Genomic DNA, 16,902 nt, shown 5'->3' on the forward strand with positions numbered 1-16,902 from the left:
CCGAGAAATTTCAGGTCATGCTACGAAGCACGCTGCTGGGGCGCAACCTGAATGACCGGATCGATCGAGACCTGCGGATTGGCCGGCGCCCGGACCGCGGCCGCAGCCAAGTCCGCGACCCGCGCCGTGTCCGCATGGCAGACCTCGCCGACAAAGCGGGCCACCGCGCCCGGCTTGATTTCGTGGTGAAGAAGCCTGTCGAGATCGACCGGGCGCGGCATGATGATCTGGCCGCGCGGAAAGCGCTTGAAGCCGAGCGGACCGTAGTAAGGCTCGTCGCCGACCAGCATCACGGCCGGAGCGCCAGCCTTCGCCGCGGCTTCGAGAGCGATCGCGACCAGCCGGCGGCCGATGCCGAGATTCTTGAAGGCAGGACGCACGGCAAGCGGGCCAAGCATCATGGCGCGTCCCGCGCCGGCGGCAACGCGCGTCATGCGCACCGAGGCGATCACCGTGTCGTCCTTGACGGCGACAAAGGACATCGAGCGGTCGTGTCCGCCGGATTCGCGGATCTTGTAGGCGGCAAGCACGAAACGGCCGGGCCCGAAGGCCTCATCGTTGATGGCTTCGATTTCAGGATCATGCGCCGGGGTTTCCGGCAGGTATTTCACGTCGGCAAGGCTCATGGTCTTTGCGTTCCGGTATGCGAGGAAAGGTTGCTGCAAGCGGCAGCGTTCGCCAGTCAGCGCTTCATCAAGCGCGGGCGCCCTTTCGTCGTCGGTCGAACCGGATCGAGGCAAAGTCGAACATGGGCGCCTCCGCTAGCATCAATTTTTCCCCGCTGCAATCGGCGCCTTTCACCTTTCTTTTCACTGCTTGACGATCTGGTTCGTCATTTGACGAACTGGTTCGTCGTTTGACGAACTGTTCAGCGGCTGAGGGCTTCGACATTCCGGCCGTTCGCCTAAATGATGTTGGAACCCGCAGGGAGATTTCGCATGGGATTGCTGATCGAGGGCAAGTGGCAGGACCGGTCGACCGTTGCCGACAGCAGCGGCAGGTTCGTGCGCGCGGAAGCGCAATGGCGCGACTGGGTGACGCGCGACGGCACGCCGGCGGAAGGCCGCAAGCGCGGCTTCAAGGCAGAGCCCGGCCGCTATCATCTTTACGTTTCGCTCGCCTGCCCATGGGCGCACCGGACACTGATCTTCCGCTCCCTGAAGAAGCTGGAAGACATCATCTCCGTCTCCGTGGTGCACCACTTCATGGGTGAGAACGGCTGGACCTTCAAGGCGGAGGACGGTGCCACCGGCGACACGCTCTACGGCCTCGAATACCTGCACCAGATCTATGCCAAGGCCGATCCCGCCTATTCGGGACGGGTGTCCGTGCCGGTGCTGTGGGACAAAAAGCAGGAAACGATCGTCAACAACGAGTCTTCCGAGATCATCCGGATGCTCAATTCCGCCTTCGACGAATGGGGCGATGCGAGCCTCGACTTCTATCCCCCGTCGCTGCGGGCGGAGATCGACAAGATCAATGCGCTGGTCTATCCGGCGATCAACAACGGCGTCTATCGCGCCGGCTTCGCCACCACGCAATCCGCCTACGAGGAAGCATTCGGCGAATTGTTCTCAGCGCTCGACACGATCGAAGACCGACTTTCCAAGCAGCGCTATCTGGTCGGCGAACGCATCACCGAGGCCGACTGGAGACTGTTCACCACGCTGGTCCGCTTCGATCCGGTCTATGTCGGCCACTTCAAATGCAATCTGCGCCGCATCGCCGACTATCCGAACCTGTCGAATTATCTGCGCGACCTCTACCAGGTGCCCGGCGTCTCAGGCACGGTCAACCTGCACCACATCAAGGCGCATTATTACGGCAGCCACAAATCGATCAATCCGACCGGAATCGTTCCGGTGGGGCCGGAGCTGGACTATGCCGCGCCGCATGATCGCGGCAGGTTCAGGAAGGCGGCTTAGCGCGGTTCAGTGTTTGATAGAATCGCTGAACCGCTCTAAGTGTTTTTTACGCAATTCCGGACGGAAAACCGCTGCGCACTTTTCCTGGAATTGCTCTAGCTACCAGTAAGCTGAAACGTGCTCGCCGCCGAAAATTTCGGCAATCCGCCGTCGCGTCGCGGGCGTCGTATCTTCCGGCAAACGGTCGAGCGGAAAGAACGCCGCCTCGGCGATCTCATGGTCGGGCTGCTTCGGCCCGGTCTGGCTGAAGGCTTCGATCAGATAGAAGCCGACATGGTCACGGCTGCTGGCGCGACGGTTGAAATGCATCGATTTCAGCACCGGCGAGGCGGTCAGGGCGATATTTCCTTCCTCAGCCAGTTCCCGCGCCAGCGCTTCGATAAGCGTCTCACCCATCTCCACGCCGCCGCCCGGCAGTTGCCAGCCCGGAACGTAGGTATGGCGGATGAGGAAGACGGAATTTGACACCTGGTCATAGACGAGGCCACGCACGCCGAGCGTCATCGGGCGCCGCAGCAGGAAATAGAGGTGGAACAGCCTCGCCCGTAGTCCCGGCCAACCGGTCTGACGAAACGTCTCCTCGAGGTCGGGTGAGCCTGTCATCCGGCAATCCGCGGGCGAACAGCAAACGGTGAGTAGAAAGCCCGGACGGGGTCGCTTAAGAAGGGGCTATGCTCAGGCTCGCACATATTTCCGATGTCCATCTGGGGCCGCTGCCCGATGTAACCTATCGCGATCTCGCGTCCAAGCGCGTGCTGGGCTACGTCAACTGGCAGCGCAACCGCCGCCGGCATATGCATGATGCGGTCATCGACACCATCGTCGCCGATATCAAGGCCAGCGCGCCCGACCATCTCGCCGTCACCGGCGATCTCGTCAACCTGGCGCTCGACGGCGAGATCGAGATGGCAAAGCACTGGCTGGAGACGCTTGGTTCTCCGAACGACGTGTCGGTCGTGCCAGGCAACCACGATGCCTATGTGCCCGGCGCCTTCGACAAGGTCTGCCGGTCGTGGGCGCCGTGGATGACGGGAGACGGCGTGGACAGTCCGGTCGATCGCAATTCCTTTCCCTATCTGCGCGTACGCGGCAACGTCGCGCTGATCGGCGTCACGACGGCGCGGGCCACGGCGCCCTTCATGGCCAACGGCTTCTTCATGGAGGGCCAGGCGGAGCGGCTCGCCAAGATCCTCGACGCCACCGCCAAACAGGGGCTGTTTCGCGCCATCATGATCCACCATCCGCCGGTGCGCGGCGCGGTTTCGCAGCATAAGCGGCTGTTCGGCATCTCGCGTTTCCACAAGGTCATTCGCCGGCACGGCGCCGAGCTTGTCCTGCACGGTCACTCGCATCTGCCGTCGCTGTTCACCATCGGCCCGCGCGGCGCCAAGGTGCCGGTGGTCGGCGTAGCCGCCGCCGGCCAGGCGCCGGGCGGCAAGCATCCCGCCGCCCAGTACAATCTGCTCGAGATCGACGGGGAAAAGGGCAACTGGAGCATCCGCCTGACACGGCGCGGCCTGACCGGTCCGGCACTGCCGCCATCAGATCTCCAGGTGATCGAGCTGGGTGCCGACCTGGCGGCGGCCCGTGAGCTCGTCAAAAGCTGAACTGGTCAGAAGCTGATCTTCATCTGGGCGATGCGATCCCAGAACAGCACGAGCGATACCGCCAGGCCCACCAGGGCGCCGGCGGCGATCAGGCCAAGGCCGGCGAAGAAGGTCGTCCAGCCGTTGCGGCGTGCTGCGGATTGCAGCGGCGGCTCTGCCTCCTGAACCTCGGCGCGATGCAGGCCAGGCACGGCGCTCTCGACCGCCCCTTCCATCATCCGCTGCCGCTCGACGACACGCTCGGCCACATAACGTGTCACGGCATCGGCGACGGGCTTCATGTCGGTCGATTCAGCCAGCACCACGCGGCCGATGCGCGTGTCCTTGAGGAAACGGAAGGTGCGGCGATCCCGTCCCATGGCGACATGGCTGACGGCATCGATCCACAGCCGCGGCTGCAGGCCGGAGGAGACGGCGAAGTCGAAATTGTCCATGTCGGTGGGCACACCGGCAAAGACGGGCGCGAGCTCGGTGGCCAGAAGTTCGAGCCGCATGCGGTGTGCCTCGCGCATGTCGACCACCACGTCGTCGCGGTCGGCAAAGGCGTTCTTGACCTCGCGGATCGCGTCCGCGAGCTTCCGTGACGGCTCGATCGGGGTGACTTTGTCGCCTGCATCCTTCATGGCGGCTGCCTCGCTGTTGGTAAACAGCGAGTTAACACAGTCGCCGGCAAAATGCACTGCGAGATGGGTCAGCTTGCTGCCGCGCCGATAACAGGCCGTTGGCCTTTGCGTCGGCGCCGCATGTTGCGGCGCACGACCTCCGCGATCAGGTCGGGCGCCTCCTCGGCCAGCATGTGGCCGGCCTCCAGCACGTGGTGCAGGTGGAAATGCGCCGGCAGGGTTTCGGCCTGGTCGACGGGCAGGACGGGATCGTCCGTTCCCCAAACCACCATCACCGGCATGCTCAAGGTCGCCAGCCGTTCGCCAGGGATGACACCTTGCCGGTCACCCCTGGTCATCACGGCTGCGGTATCGACAAGGGTCTGCAACTGGCCCGGCCGCTCGCGCATAAGCGAAAGCGCCTCCACCACATGTTCCGGGGGCACGCTCCTCGGCCCCGACATGGCGGCAAGGCATGCACGGATCTCATCCCGGTTGGCTGCGGCGGCATAGCGGCGCAGCAGTGGTCCGTTGATCTCCGGGCCGAAGCCGCCCGGCGCCAGCAAGGTCAGCGAGGCCACCCTCCCGGGATCGGCAAGCGCCATCAATGCCGCGATCGCGCCGCCCATGGAATGGCCAACGAGGTGGACTTTGCCCGGCCGGCGGGCGATCAGATCCGCGAGGATGGCCCGTGCCGCCTGCTTGGCGCCGCCATTTCCGTCATATTCCAACGAGTTTCCATGGCCCGGCAGATCGTAGGCCAGCACCCTTGCACTCGGCGCCAATGCAGAAATCACGTCGCGCCATGTCTCATGGCAGCTACCGAAGCCGTGCAGCAACACGATCGTCTTCGGGCCTGCACCGTATTCGGCGACGTTAAGGGATGGCAGCATGAAATTTATCGGTTACGAAGCAAAAACGAGTGGCAATTCCAAATCGTGGCTGGATGCTCCCTGGCCGAGTCGATAGCTAGTAAAATCTTCGCGACTGGGGCGGTCGGCGCCAAACCAACTGCATAAGCATACTCTAATTTTTTCGTCGTCCTCGTGCTATTGTGGCGATCGGGCAGCCAAGGATCGATTCCGTCGTCCGGTCGACGTGGCGGAGACGGGCTTGCGGCCTCAGCTCGGGTTGCCGATTCCCGCAGAGTGCAAGGACTGCACCAGCCGGTCGGTGAGATCGGCGGGATACTTCCTGTCGACAAAGGTCGCGCGCGGATCGGCGGCGAATTTCGGGAACTCGGCCGTCAATTCGTTGGCCAACTGACTCGCGAGCTTGTCGCGGCCTGAAATCTTGGCGCCGATGAGGCGTGCGGCCAGGTAATGCGATTTTGATGCCGTGGTCCGCAGCGATTCGCTGGCAATTGCGGCTCGCTTCGTGTCGCCTTGCATCAAGGCTCCGAGAAACAGGCCGTAATCCCACCAGGTCGGGTGGCCGCTGAATGTTTCGACGGCGTGGCCGAGGATCGGAGTACCTTCCTGATATTTACCGGCGAAGATCAGGCCGTAGCCGTAGGCGGCGGCCATGCCGAGATCGTAAGGGTTGAGTTCATAGGCCTTGCGCATCCAGCGGATCGCTTCGTCCGTATTGCCGAGACGCGAGCTGAGATAGCCATAGGCGCGATGCGCGTGCGGGCTCATCGGCCCCATCTGAACGGCGCGGTGGGCGAACGACATGGCCTTTTCGAGCGTCGCATCGGGCGGGTAGGCATAGTGGCTGGTGACGGCTTCCAGATGCAGCGAAGCGAGTTCCGAGTAGACGAGCGATGATTTGGTGCCTTCGCCGACCAGCTTCTCCAGACAGCGATACGCGGCTTCGTGCGTCTTGGCGCTCTGATCGAGATAGTAGCGATCGTCGAGCACCAGACATCCGATCTGGCTGGTCTGGATGTCGCTCTGGTCGATGTAGCTGTAGATCGCGCCCGAAGCGGGGACGGTCGAAGTCAGGAGGCTGGCGATATTGCTTTCGACCACGCCAGGCGCGCTTTCGGCTGGGGTCAGGTTGCGCGACAGGAGAACCCGCCCCGTCGCGACGCTCTGCAACTCGATCATGACGTCCCCGGTGGCAGGTCCGGGAATAACATCGAAAACGAAGCTGACCGGATCGGCGGAACTATCGCGCGTGGCGCCGGCGTCGCGTCCGATGAAGTCTATGGTATCGAAGCCGGCGAGACCGGCGCGAAGCGAGGAGGCGACACGAGCGGCCTCGGGTCCGTCGGCCTTGATGGCCAAGTAGATCAAAGGCAAGCTGTCGAATGTTTGCGGAGCGACGCTGCCGGTCGCGCCTGCCGTTTCGACCGGCGCGGCCGAGTCGTCGCCGGGAAGAAAGGCATTGCCCTGGCGGACGACAAGGACACCCAGCATGGCGATGACCAGCACCATGGCGGCCCAGAAGAACCGCAATTGGCGCGTCAGCGACGAGGCGGATTCGGGGACCGCGGGTGTCGCCGTCGACGGGACGGCATCGGCGGGCGAGGCACCGGCGGCCGCGCGATTCTCGAAATGCTCGGCCGATGGCGGAGCAGCCTGGCCACTGTCGGCGGGCTTGGCCTCGGCGGGCAGCCGGATGGCATTCAGCTCGTAGGAAGGCACGTAGCCGCCACGCGGGATTGCGATGCGCACCGGCTCGGCAACCCCCTCATTGGCGAAATAATGATCCAGAAGCTCACGCAGCCGTCCGGCCTGGACCCTGACGACCGCATCGGTCGAGGCGTCGAAATCGCCGTCCTTGCCGAAGACGTCCATGGCGATGGAAGTGCCCTTCAGCCTGTCGCCTTCGCCGGCCTGCTCGCGCTCCACGAGATAGCGTAATAGCCTGCGCGCGCGCTCGGACCGTCCGAACGTTTCGCTGGCAAGCAGTCGCTCCAATGTCTCGCGCACTGCGGGGGCGGCAGGCGTGGCAGGCTCCAAGTGTCGAACCCTTCAAAGTCGGCACAGGTTAGGAACCGATCATATATAGCGCTCGCGCCGGCGCACAAGAATGCTTCTGTTATGCGATCGCGTAAGCCACCGCAAATTTCCCTGCCGGTTAATGAATGGCAGGGAAATCGCGTATGTTTTGCGGCATTGCGCGGCTCGTGAGAGGGCCGCGCGAAATCAAGCGGTCAGCCGGCCTTGCGGCCGAGGATGCGGTTGGCGGCCGAAACCACGGCCTCGAGCGAGGCGGCGACGATGTTGGTGTTTATGCCGGCGCCGAACAGCTTGCCGCCCGGATATTCCATCTCGACATAGGAGATGGCCGAGGCGTTCGAGCCGCGCTGCAAGGAATGCTCGGAATAGTCGAGCACCGACATCTCGACGCCGACATGGCGCGAAAGCGCATCGACGAAGCCGTCGATCGGTCCGGTGCCGGTGCCGGTGATCGTCATTTCCTTGCCGTTGTCGAGGATAACCGCCTCCACCACGCGCCGTCCCTTCACCTCGGTGTCGGGATAAGTCTGATGGTCGAGGAATTTCAGTCGCGCGCCGGGCTGGTCGACATAGGCTTCGAGGAAGCGCTCGTGGATGCGCCTGGCCGGCACTTCCTTGCCTTCGGCATCGGTGATCGCCTGGATATCCTGGCTGAATTCGATCTGCAGGTTGCGCGGCAGGTTGAGACCGTAGTCGGCCTGCAGCACATAGGCGATGCCGCCCTTGCCAGACTGCGAGTTGATACGGATGATCGCCTCGTAAGTGCGGCCGACATCGGCCGGGTCGATCGGCAGATAGGGCACTTCCCACAGCGGCGTGTTGGCCTTGCGCAGCGCCTTCATGCCCTTGTTGATGGCATCCTGATGCGAGCCGGAGAAAGCGGTGTAGACCAGCTCGCCGACATAAGGGTGACGTTCCGGGATCTTCAGCTGGTTCGAGTACTCGTAGACGTCCTTCATCCGGTTGATGTCGGAACAGTCCAGCTCGGGATCGATGCCTTGCGTGTACATGTTGAGCGCGAGCGTCACGATGTCGACATTGCCGGTGCGCTCGCCATTGCCGAACAGCGTTCCTTCGACGCGGTCGGCGCCCGCCATCAGGCCGAGCTCGGTGGTGGCGATGCCGGTGCCGCGGTCATTGTGCGGGTGCAGCGAGATGATCAGCTTGTCGCGGTTGTCGAGATTGCGGCACATCCATTCGATGCGGTCGGCATAGACGTTGGGCGTCGACATCTCGACCGTCGAGGGCAGGTTGATGATCAGCTTGTTGTCGGCCGTCGGCTTCACGATCTCGATGACGGCGTTGCAGATTTCCAGCGCGACCTCGAGCTCGGTGCCGGTGAAGCTCTCCGGCGAATATTCGAAACGGTAGCCGCCGCCGGCCTTGGCCGCCATGTCGGTGATCATCTTGGCGGCGTCGGTGGCGATGCGCTTGATGCCGGCGACGTCCTTTTCGAAGACGACGCGGCGCTGCAGCTCGCTGGTCGAGTTGTAGAAATGCACGATCGGCCGGTGCGCGCCCTTCAGCGCATCGAAAGTCCGCGTGATCAGCTCGGGCCGGCACTGCACCAGCACCTGCAGCGACACATCGTTCGGCACGCCGCCCTCCTCAATGCACCAGCGGGCGAAATCGAAGTCGGTCTGCGAGGCTGACGGAAAGCCGATCTCGATCTCCTTGAAACCCATGTCGAGCAGCAGCGCGAACATGCGCGCCTTGCGTTCGTGGCCCATCGGGTCGATCAGGGCCTGGTTGCCGTCGCGCAGGTCGACCGAGCACCAGATCGGCGCCTTCTCGATCGCCTTGGACGGCCAGGTGCGATCGACGAGGTTGACGGTCGGATAGGGCTGATATTTGCGGGCGGCGTCGGGCATGTGCCCGGGCGCTCGCGCGTCCGTTTCGGCCTCGCCGGCGCGGATTGCTTCTCTTCTGTTCATCGTCGTTTCTCCCGGCGGCTCGTGGGACCGCCCTCAGGCGGATTGGTGCCGAGCGGCGCCTTTACCAAAGTTTCGTTCGCTTGATGTGACTTGCCAATCTGGCCAAGGAGCATGCGCCTCGAGCGGCGGTTTTCGACCGCCGGGCGCTCCTTCAGCGGACCCGGCGATCGCCGATAAGGCCGAGAAGAAGCAGGGTCGAAGCAAGCGCGCGCACGGTCTCGCCGGCAAAGCCGGGGCGAGGAGAAGCGACGGAGCGGGTGCGCGTGGTCATGCCGGCTCTCTTACAGGAGCGGGCATCTGGAGGCAAGTGCCGGTTCCGGCTTTAAGTCTTTGGTTTCATGCATGTCGTTTCCCAAAACCGCTGCACATTTTTGGGCGACATGCCATCGGCGCGGCTCTTCCCCGCCCCCGGCAAATGCGCCACACTCGTTCCCGGAGACCTGATCTCAGGGGGAGGCAGTGCATGAATTTCGTGTTCTTCTCGCCGCATTTTCCTGCCAACGGCGCCGATTTCTGCGACCGGCTGAAGAAGGCCGGCGCCACCGTGCTCGGCATCGGCGACGCGCCCTATGAGACGCTGAGTGGGAAGCTCAAGGAAGCACTGTCGGAATATTACCGCGTCGCGGACATGGAAGACTACGATGCCGTGTTCCGGGCGATGGGACATTTCATCCACAAATGGGGTCGCATCGACCGCTTCGAATCGCTCAATGAGCACTGGCTGGAGCTTGAGGCCAACATCCGCACTGACTTCAATATTTTCGGCACCAAGCTTGATTTCGTGAAGAATTTGAAGCGCAAGAGCCGCATGCGCGCCTTCTTCCGCAAGAGCGGCGTCGAAACCATTCCACAGCGCAAATGCTCGGACCGCGCCGGGGCCATGACCTTCATCCGTCGCGTCGGCTACCCGGTGGTGGTGAAGCCGGATTCAGGCTCCGGCGCCTCGAACACGTTCAAGATCTCCAACGCCAGCGAGCTCGACCAGTTCTTCAAGGACAAGCCCGAGGGCGTGACCTTCGTCATGGAGCAGTTCATCGAGGGGCTGGTGGTGACCTTCGACGGCCTCGTCAACCGCGACGGCGAGGTGGTGCTGGCGGCGAGCCATCGCTACGACCAGAGCATCATGGACGCGGTCAACAACGACCGCCATATGAGCTACACCTGCTTCCCGGAGATCAGCCCGGCGGTCGAGGAGGCGGGCCGCAAGATCGTGAAAGCGTTCGACGTGCGCGAGCGCTTCTTCCATATCGAGCTGTTCGAGACCAGGGACAAGCGCATCATCGCGCTCGAGGTCAACATGCGTCCGCCAGGCGCCTGGATGACGGACGCCATCAACTATACCTTCGACATCGATGTCTATGCCGCCTGGGCCGACATGGTGGTGAAGGACGCGGCCGGTGGCCCGTACAAGGGCAAGTACTTCACCGCCTATGCCAGCCGCAAACGCCATATCGACTATTTGCACAGCCATGAGGACGTGCTAGCCGCCCACGGCGACAAGATCGTCCACCACCAGGCCATCGAAGAGGTTTTCAGCCGCGCCATGGGCAACTACGCCTACCAGATGCGTTCCAAGGACCAGAAGGCGTTGCGCCAGGCGGTCGACTACATCCACGCGGAAAAGGCGTGAGGCGATGGACGTTTCCTATCACAAGGGTCATGCCCGCAACCTCGGCCGCGACATGGAATACAAGCGCTACGGCCATGCCGGGCGCCCGGTTGTGGTGTTCCCGACCTCGCAGGGGCGCTTCTACCAGTTCGAGGATTCGGGCGGCGTCGGCGCGCTCGCCGAATTCATCGATACCGGCCGCATCCAGCTGTTCACGCTCGACGGCATCGATTCGGAATCCTTCTTCGACAAGCATGGCGATCCTATCCACCGCATCGCCCGCCACGAGGCCTATTTCCGCTATGTGCGCGAGGAGGCGCTGCCGGAACTGCAGTCGGTTGCTGCCAAGGCCAATGGCGGACGCATGTTAAAGCCGCTGTTCTGCGGCTGCTCGATGGGCGGCTATCATTCCTCGAATTTCGTCTTCCGCTTTCCGGAACTGGCGAGCGGCGTGATCTCGCTGTCCGGCGTCTACTCCACCCGCGACTTCTTCGGCCGGGCGCTGGAGGGCAGCATCTATTTCAACTCGCCGCTCGATTATCTGCCGGGCATCGTCGACCAGCGGCTGCTCGGCCGATTGAGGGCGCTGCGACTGATCTTCTGCTGCGGGCAGGGCGCCTGGGAAGAGCGCATGCTTGTCGAAACGCGCGAACTCGAGCAGGTGCTGCGCGACAAATCCATTCCGGCCTGGGTCGACTATTGGGGCGGCGACGTCAGCCACGACTGGCCGTGGTGGCACAAGCAGCTCGTCTATTTCTTCGGCCGTTGGCTGGACGACGACCTGATGCACAGGATCGATTGATGGCCGCGCCCGAGCCCATCCGCCGTTTTGTCGAAGCCACCAATGCCGGCGACATGGAGGCTTTTCTCGATACCTTCACGGCCGACGCCTTGCTCACCGATTGGGGCCGCTCCTTCCGCGGGCGCGAGGGGATCGCGCGCTGGAACCAGACGGACAATATCGGCGTGCGGTCCTGCCTCGACATAGTGCGCATCGTGCAGTCGGATGGCGCCTACCATGTGCGCATCAAGGTGGCCGGCAACGGCTTCAACGGCGAAGGCGACATGACCTTCAAGCTGGACGGCGACCGGATCGCGAGCCTGGTGATCGCCTGACGTCGCCTTGCGGGTATCCACCGGCGTCCGGCTGCTCAAAATATGACAATTATAGTCATCTTTTTCTGGAAAAGGCCCTGATGCTGTGGCATGCCTGCCAGGACGATGGCGTCGGCCTGTGATGGCCGTATCGCCACAACCCCTTGTCGAAAGGCATGGCGATGGTCCAGCTCAGCGCGCAAACCCATATCCGCAACGATGCCATCCGGGCGGTCATGGACAGGCTGCGCGCCGAGCATGGCGACTGCGAGATCGATGGCGGCGTCGCGGATCAGTGGGAGCTCCGCATGGATTACGGCTCGCTGCGCGCCGCCTTCGAAGACGGCGGCATGCTGATCCGGGTCTCGGCGCGAGACGAGACCTGCCTGTCTTACATGAAGATGATCGTCGCGGGCCATATCGCCGGGCAGCTCGGGACCACCGACGGCCTGCGCTGGCAGGGCGACGGCAACGATGCCGGCACGCCTGTCTTCTTCCGCGAGATCACAGTCAAGTCCTCGACGCGGCTGTCGCCGCATATGCAGCGCGTGCGCTTTTTGGGTCACGACCTCGGCCGCTTTGCCCATGGCGGGCTGCATGTGCGGCTGCTGCTGCCACCCGCCGGACGGCAGCCGGTGTGGCCGGTGATGGGCGCCGACGGCATGATCGTGTGGCCCTCGGGCGAGGATGCGCTCACGGTTCGCGTCTACACGATCCGGGCGCTGGACGTCGCGGCCGGCTGGCTCGACATCGACTTCGTGCTGCATCCCGGCACCGAAACGCCGGCGGCCGCTTTCGCGCAGGGCGCGCGGGCGGGCGACGTCATCGGCATGATTGGCCCCGGCGGCGGCGACGTGCCGGAAGCGCAAAACCTGCTTCTTGTCGGCGACGATACGGCGCTTCCAGCCATCGGCAGGATGCTGGAGGAGCTTGCGCCGTCGATCCGCGCCGAGGTCCTTGTCGAAGTCGATGGTCCGCAAGACCGGATCGCGCTGGCGGGGGACGACAACGTCACCGTCCGCTGGCTTTACCGGCACGGCGGCGAGGCCGGCTGCGCAGGTCTCTTGCCAGCGGCGCTGCGCGAGCGCGGCCGTGTGGCCGACGATCTCTATGTCTGGGCAGGGTGCGAATTCGCCGACTTCCGCGAGATCCGCAGGATCGTGCGCAAGGAGTGGGGCCTGCCGCGCGACCGGCATCTGGTCACCGCCTATTGGCGCCGGAGCTCGCAAGGCGAGGAGGGGGGCGGCGAGGAGGGGGGCGGCGAGGAACGGGACAATACATGAATATGGATTTGTCCTCGCCGCCCGGTTTTCAACAGTCAGCGATGCCTCAGAAGCGGTAGCGCAGGCTGCCGAACAGCGAGCGGCCTTCGTCGCGGTAGCAATAGCCGGCCGAGCAGATCGTCCGCTGGTTGTCGAACAGGTTCTTGGCGTTGACCTGCAGCTTGACGCCCTCGAGCTTCGGATTGCGGTAGCCGAAATCATAGGACAGCGAGGCGTCGACGAAGGCGCGTGCATCGTTCTTGAAGGTGTTGGTGTCGTCGCCGTAGCTTGCCCCGGCAAAGCGCACGCCGGCGCCGAGCCCAAGCCCGGCAAGCATGCCGCTCTCGAACTGATAGTGGCCCCAGAGCGACAGGATGTGGTTCGGCGTCGCCGAAAGCTCCTTGCCGACCGTGCCTTCCGCGCCGCGTTCGATCTTCATGCGCAGATAGGTGTAGGAGGCAATGACGCTGAAGCCGTTGTCGAGCGAGGCATTGGCTTCCAGCTCGACGCCGCGCGAGTTGAGATCGAGCTGACGCTGCTTGTTGATGCCGGTCGAGGCGTCGAAGACGACGCCATCCTTCTGGTCGATGTCGAACAGCGCGGCGCTGACGGTCGCGTTGTAATCGGGGACCTCGTATTTGACGCCGATCTCCTTCTGCGTCGCGATGGTCGGGCGGGCGACATGAGTGACGTCGCTGTCGATGTCGTCATAGACGAAGCCGATGTTGGGCGAGAACGAGGTCGAATAATTGACATAGGGGATGATGCCCCATTCGGTGCGGTAGGAGAGGCCGATGCGGCCGGAGAAGGCGCTGTCCTTCTGCTTCGACCGGCTGAAATCGGCGGCGGTCGAGGTGGTGTCGACCCAATCATAGCGGCCGCTGGTGAACAGGGTGAAATCGTTCCACTCCATCTGGTCGTGCAGGTAGACGCCGAGCTGGTTCATCTGCTGGCCCCCGGAATAGGGAACGGCTGCCGACTTGATGTCCTCGACCGAGACATAGGAGAGCCCGCTGCCGGCGTCGTAGTCCGACCAGGCATAATCGATGCCGCCGACCGCGGTGTGCCGCACCGGGCCGGTGTCGAATTCGAGCTGCGCCATGTTGTCGACGACGAAGTTCTTCATCTTCTCGGTGTAGTGACCCCAGTAGCGCTGCAGCGGCTGGTCGGCGCCGACCAAATAGTGGCCGCTATATTCGATATCGCTGTCGACGGCGTCGTAGCGCAAGTTCTGGCGCACCGTCAGCCAGTCGTTGACGCGGTGCTCGAACTCGTAGCCGATGCGGCCCTGGTCCTGGCTGAAGTCGTTCCAGGCCGGGTCGCCTTCGTAGACGTTCGACAGCACGCCATAGGCCGAGTTGTAGAACGCCGCGGTGCCGCCGGTGACGGACTTCGAATATTCGCCGAGGATCGTCAGCTTGGTGTCCTCGTCCGGCTTGAAGGTGACGGCCGGAGCCAGATAGAGCTTGTCGTCCGGATAGGCGGGCAGGTCGGTATCGCTGAGGCGGCCGAGGCTGGTGAAGCGATAGAGGATGCTGCCGTCATCGTTGACCGGCCCGGAGGCATCCAGCGCCGCCTGGAAGCGGTTGTGCTCGCCCGCCAGCAATTCGATCTCGCGGAACGGCTCGTCCTTGGGCCGCTTGGTGACGACGTTGACGATGCCGCCCGGGCCGCTGACGCCATAAAGCGAGGACGCCGGCCCTTTCAGAATGGTGACGCCCTCGATGCCGTAAGGCTCGGTCTTGAACCAGGCCGAAGGCCCGTTGTACTGGCGCAGCCCGTCGCGGAACATGCCGTTATAGAAGGCCTGGAAGCCGCGCAGGAAGAAGGCGTCGTAGCGAGTGTCGAAGCCGAAGCTGTTGGGATTGGCGCTCGCCGTATAGCCCAGCGCATCGTTCAGCGTGCGCGGCTTCTGGTCCTCGATCTGCTTCTGCGTCACGACCGAGACCGCCTGCGGGATCTTGACGATCGGCGTGTCGACCTTGGTGCCGATGCGGTCCTTCTTGGCGACGTAGCCGTCCTGCACCAGGATCTCGTTGCTTTCGGCGGTCACCTCGATCTTGCCGAGAACAGCGCCGTCTCCATTGTCCTGCGCAGCGGCCGGCGGCGCTTGGCCAAGCACGGCGGAGGCCGCCAGCATTGATATTCCCCAGCGCCATGTAGTCGACCGCTCGCCCATTAACTTGTCTCCGATTCTCATGTTTATTGCGCTCTCGCGCTCTCAAATATGAGTAACTGAGTCAAGTATTTTTTATACCCTAGCCGAACTCGATGACGTCATATGCGTCAGACAGGTCGGTCGTGGTTGCGCCTCCCCATAACGATACAGGTCGGCGCCCGCCGAAGACGACTGGAAGGGCGCCGCATCTTGGGCGGCGGCTAGCCTTCCTGGCAGGCCGGGAGAGGCGCGACGTCTTGTTCCGGCGCCGATCCGCGACGCAGGCCGAGGAAGACGACGATGGCGGTGAGGAAGGTGATTGTCGCCAACACGACGAGCAGCCGGTCGAAAGCCGCCTCGTAGGCATGGATGAGAACGCTGGCGTTAGCCGTCGGCAGATGTTGCGCCGTTTCGCCGATATTGCCGGTTGCAAGCAGCTGCGCCGCCGCAGCCGCCAGGGCGGGCGAAGCCAATCCTTGATTGCCGAGCTGGGTGGCGGTGAAACCCGACAGCGCCGCCATGACGATCGCCAGCGCCACGCCCTCGCTAGCGACGCGGGTGGTGTTGAAGATGCCGACCGCCATGCCCGCGCGCTCCTTCGGCACGACGCTGACGGCAAGACCGTCCATCAGGCCCCAGGGCAAGGCGATGCCGATGCCGATCAAGACCAGCGGGGCCACCAGCGCGCTGTCCACCGCGGGAACACGACTGAGCCAGACGAGGCCGGCGGCTGCGACAAGCAGGCCGATACCGCTGATCGTGGCCGGAGCGACCCAGCGCGCCAACTGGCCGGCAAGCAGCGGCAATATCAGCAGCGGCCCGGAGAGGCAGATCATCAACTGCCCCGCCTTGATCTCGCTCATCCCCTCGATGCCGATGAAGCGGATCGGCAAGAGCACGAGCAGGACGACAAAGGCGTAGGCAGGCGCGGCGGCCAGGAACTGGACGCCGACGAAACGCGGGAAGCGAAACAGGGTCAGGTCCAGCATCGGTCGGCGCACGCGTCGCTCGACAATGACGAAAGCGACAAAGCAGATGGCGGCCATGCCGAGAAGCGCGACGACGACGGGGTCCGTCCAGCCGTTCTGCGGTGCCTGCAGCACGCCATAGGTCAACGCGGCGAGCGCTATGGTGAAGGTGCCAGCTCCCGCCCAGTCGAGCCCGGCCGCATCCGGGTCGCGCGATTCGGCGACGGTGCGCAGGCCGAGGGACGCAGCAGCAACCGCGAGCACCGCCACCAGAAGGAAGATCGCGCGCCAGCCGAAAGCGTCGATGAGCAGGCCGGAGGCAACCGGGCCGAAGGCGAGGCCGATGCCGAAGCTGGTGCCGAGGAAGCTGAAGGCGCGCAGCCGCAACTGGCCGTCGAATTCCTGAGCAAGCGCAGAGGCGCCGCCGGCGAAAGCGGCAGCACCGCCTATGCCTTGCAAAGCCCTGAAAATATCGAACCAGACGATGTCGGGCGCAAGTGTGGCGCCCATCGCGGCAAGGACATAGGTGGCGAGGCCAGCGAGGAAGATCCGCTTGCGGCCATGGTTGTCGGCCAGTGCTCCGGCCGCCATCAGGCTGGCGCCGAAGGTAAGCATGAAGGCATTCGTCACCCAATTGAGTTCGATCGGGCTGCCGCCGAGGTCGGCGGCAATGCGGGAAAGCGCCACGGCGGGGCCGGTGAAGCTCAACGGCATCGTCATGGCGGCGAGACAAACCGACAGCAGCACAAGCCATCTGCCGGCGGAGCCGGTTATGGTCATCGAAGTCATGGATCTTCCTATCTGAGGCGGGATTTTCCGGCACGCCGCGGATT

Annotated in this window: 14 protein-coding genes; 6 read left to right on the forward strand and 8 right to left on the reverse strand. The window is 63.7% G+C overall.

Annotated elements, in window-relative coordinates:
• Positions 1-20: 20 nt before the first annotated feature.
• Positions 21-626 carry an N-acetyltransferase gene (locus QAZ47_RS12595; RefSeq protein ID WP_278233455.1) on the reverse strand — a complete coding sequence of 202 codons (606 nt, stop codon included), beginning with the start codon at positions 624-626 and terminating at the stop codon, positions 21-23.
• Positions 627-938: 312 nt separating this feature from the next.
• On the opposite strand from QAZ47_RS12595, the gene QAZ47_RS12600 reads away from it, so the two are divergent.
• Positions 939-1,925, forward strand: coding sequence for a glutathione S-transferase family protein (locus QAZ47_RS12600; protein WP_278233456.1), 987 nt, complete (start codon positions 939-941; stop codon positions 1,923-1,925).
• A gap of 99 nt (positions 1,926-2,024) precedes the next feature.
• On the opposite strand, the gene QAZ47_RS12605 is transcribed toward QAZ47_RS12600, so the two are convergent.
• A complete protein-coding gene (locus QAZ47_RS12605) occupies positions 2,025-2,528 on the reverse strand; it encodes an NUDIX domain-containing protein (protein WP_278074383.1) in 504 nt (167 codons plus the stop codon).
• A gap of 68 nt (positions 2,529-2,596) precedes the next feature.
• On the opposite strand from QAZ47_RS12605, the gene QAZ47_RS12610 reads away from it, so the two are divergent.
• Positions 2,597-3,532, forward strand: a complete 936-nt coding sequence (locus QAZ47_RS12610; RefSeq protein ID WP_278207089.1) for a metallophosphoesterase — start codon at positions 2,597-2,599, stop codon at positions 3,530-3,532.
• Between the two features lie 5 nt (positions 3,533-3,537).
• Here the strand turns inward: QAZ47_RS12610 and QAZ47_RS12615 are convergent, their stop codons facing one another.
• The 4 genes from QAZ47_RS12615 to leuA form a co-directional block, all read right to left on the reverse strand.
• Complete coding sequence (locus QAZ47_RS12615; protein ID WP_278207090.1) at positions 3,538-4,155, reverse strand: hypothetical protein; 618 nt, start codon at positions 4,153-4,155, stop codon at positions 3,538-3,540.
• Between the two features lie 68 nt (positions 4,156-4,223).
• Positions 4,224-5,027 carry an alpha/beta fold hydrolase gene (locus tag QAZ47_RS12620; protein ID WP_278233457.1) on the reverse strand — a complete coding sequence of 268 codons (804 nt, stop codon included), beginning with the start codon at positions 5,025-5,027 and terminating at the stop codon, positions 4,224-4,226.
• Between the two features lie 228 nt (positions 5,028-5,255).
• Positions 5,256-7,043: a tetratricopeptide repeat protein gene (locus QAZ47_RS12625; protein WP_278233458.1), complete on the reverse strand. Its 1,788-nt coding sequence runs from the start codon at positions 7,041-7,043 to the stop codon at positions 5,256-5,258.
• Between the two features lie 194 nt (positions 7,044-7,237).
• A complete protein-coding gene (gene leuA, locus QAZ47_RS12630) occupies positions 7,238-8,914 on the reverse strand; it encodes a 2-isopropylmalate synthase (protein WP_278207824.1) in 1,677 nt (558 codons plus the stop codon).
• 526 nt (positions 8,915-9,440) lie between these two features.
• Here leuA and QAZ47_RS12635 point away from each other — a divergent pair.
• From QAZ47_RS12635 to QAZ47_RS12650, 4 genes are all read left to right on the forward strand, one after another.
• Positions 9,441-10,607 (forward strand): ATP-grasp domain-containing protein, encoded by a 1,167-nt coding sequence (locus tag QAZ47_RS12635; protein ID WP_278233459.1) that lies wholly within the window; start codon positions 9,441-9,443, stop codon positions 10,605-10,607.
• A gap of 4 nt (positions 10,608-10,611) precedes the next feature.
• Positions 10,612-11,388 carry a hypothetical protein gene (locus QAZ47_RS12640; protein WP_278207094.1) on the forward strand — a complete coding sequence of 259 codons (777 nt, stop codon included), beginning with the start codon at positions 10,612-10,614 and terminating at the stop codon, positions 11,386-11,388.
• The gene (locus QAZ47_RS12645) at positions 11,388-11,702 is read left to right on the forward strand and encodes a nuclear transport factor 2 family protein (protein ID WP_278233460.1); all 315 of its coding nucleotides are present in this window, start codon (positions 11,388-11,390) and stop codon (positions 11,700-11,702) included. Before QAZ47_RS12640 ends, QAZ47_RS12645 begins: the two co-directional genes overlap by 1 nt.
• A gap of 161 nt (positions 11,703-11,863) precedes the next feature.
• The gene (locus QAZ47_RS12650) at positions 11,864-12,964 is read left to right on the forward strand and encodes a siderophore-interacting protein (protein ID WP_278233461.1); all 1,101 of its coding nucleotides are present in this window, start codon (positions 11,864-11,866) and stop codon (positions 12,962-12,964) included.
• 46 nt (positions 12,965-13,010) lie between these two features.
• Here QAZ47_RS12650 and QAZ47_RS12655 read toward each other — a convergent pair whose 3' ends face one another.
• Both QAZ47_RS12655 and QAZ47_RS12660 read right to left on the reverse strand, forming a co-directional pair.
• Positions 13,011-15,083 carry a TonB-dependent siderophore receptor gene (locus QAZ47_RS12655; RefSeq protein WP_278233462.1) on the reverse strand — a complete coding sequence of 691 codons (2,073 nt, stop codon included), beginning with the start codon at positions 15,081-15,083 and terminating at the stop codon, positions 13,011-13,013.
• A 239-nt stretch (positions 15,084-15,322) separates the two neighbouring features.
• Complete coding sequence (locus tag QAZ47_RS12660; RefSeq protein ID WP_278233463.1) at positions 15,323-16,858, reverse strand: MFS transporter; 1,536 nt, start codon at positions 16,856-16,858, stop codon at positions 15,323-15,325.
• Between the last annotated feature and the right edge of the window lie 44 nt (positions 16,859-16,902).

It is taken from the genome of Mesorhizobium sp. WSM4904 (assembly GCF_029674545.1).
Lineage (GTDB): Bacteria > Pseudomonadota > Alphaproteobacteria > Rhizobiales > Rhizobiaceae > Mesorhizobium.

Excerpts from the sequence above, each read along its gene's own strand:
- QAZ47_RS12595 (WP_278233455.1), bottom strand. The coding sequence starts at position 626 with ATGAGCCTTGCCGACGTGAAATACCTGCCGGAAACCCCGGCGCATGAT.
- QAZ47_RS12600 (WP_278233456.1), top strand. The coding sequence starts at position 939 with ATGGGATTGCTGATCGAGGGCAAGTGGCAGGACCGGTCGACCGTTGCC.
- QAZ47_RS12605 (WP_278074383.1), bottom strand. The coding sequence starts at position 2,528 with ATGACAGGCTCACCCGACCTCGAGGAGACGTTTCGTCAGACCGGTTGG.
- QAZ47_RS12610 (WP_278207089.1), top strand. The coding sequence starts at position 2,597 with ATGCTCAGGCTCGCACATATTTCCGATGTCCATCTGGGGCCGCTGCCC.
- QAZ47_RS12615 (WP_278207090.1), bottom strand. The coding sequence starts at position 4,155 with ATGAAGGATGCAGGCGACAAAGTCACCCCGATCGAGCCGTCACGGAAG.
- QAZ47_RS12620 (WP_278233457.1), bottom strand. The coding sequence starts at position 5,027 with ATGCTGCCATCCCTTAACGTCGCCGAATACGGTGCAGGCCCGAAGACG.
- leuA (WP_278207824.1), bottom strand. The coding sequence starts at position 8,914 with ATGCCCGACGCCGCCCGCAAATATCAGCCCTATCCGACCGTCAACCTC.
- QAZ47_RS12635 (WP_278233459.1), top strand. The coding sequence starts at position 9,441 with ATGAATTTCGTGTTCTTCTCGCCGCATTTTCCTGCCAACGGCGCCGAT.
- QAZ47_RS12640 (WP_278207094.1), top strand. The coding sequence starts at position 10,612 with ATGGACGTTTCCTATCACAAGGGTCATGCCCGCAACCTCGGCCGCGAC.
- QAZ47_RS12645 (WP_278233460.1), top strand. The coding sequence starts at position 11,388 with ATGGCCGCGCCCGAGCCCATCCGCCGTTTTGTCGAAGCCACCAATGCC.
- QAZ47_RS12650 (WP_278233461.1), top strand. The coding sequence starts at position 11,864 with ATGGTCCAGCTCAGCGCGCAAACCCATATCCGCAACGATGCCATCCGG.
- QAZ47_RS12655 (WP_278233462.1), bottom strand. The coding sequence starts at position 15,083 with ATGCTGGCGGCCTCCGCCGTGCTTGGCCAAGCGCCGCCGGCCGCTGCG.
- QAZ47_RS12660 (WP_278233463.1), bottom strand. The coding sequence starts at position 16,858 with ATGACTTCGATGACCATAACCGGCTCCGCCGGCAGATGGCTTGTGCTG.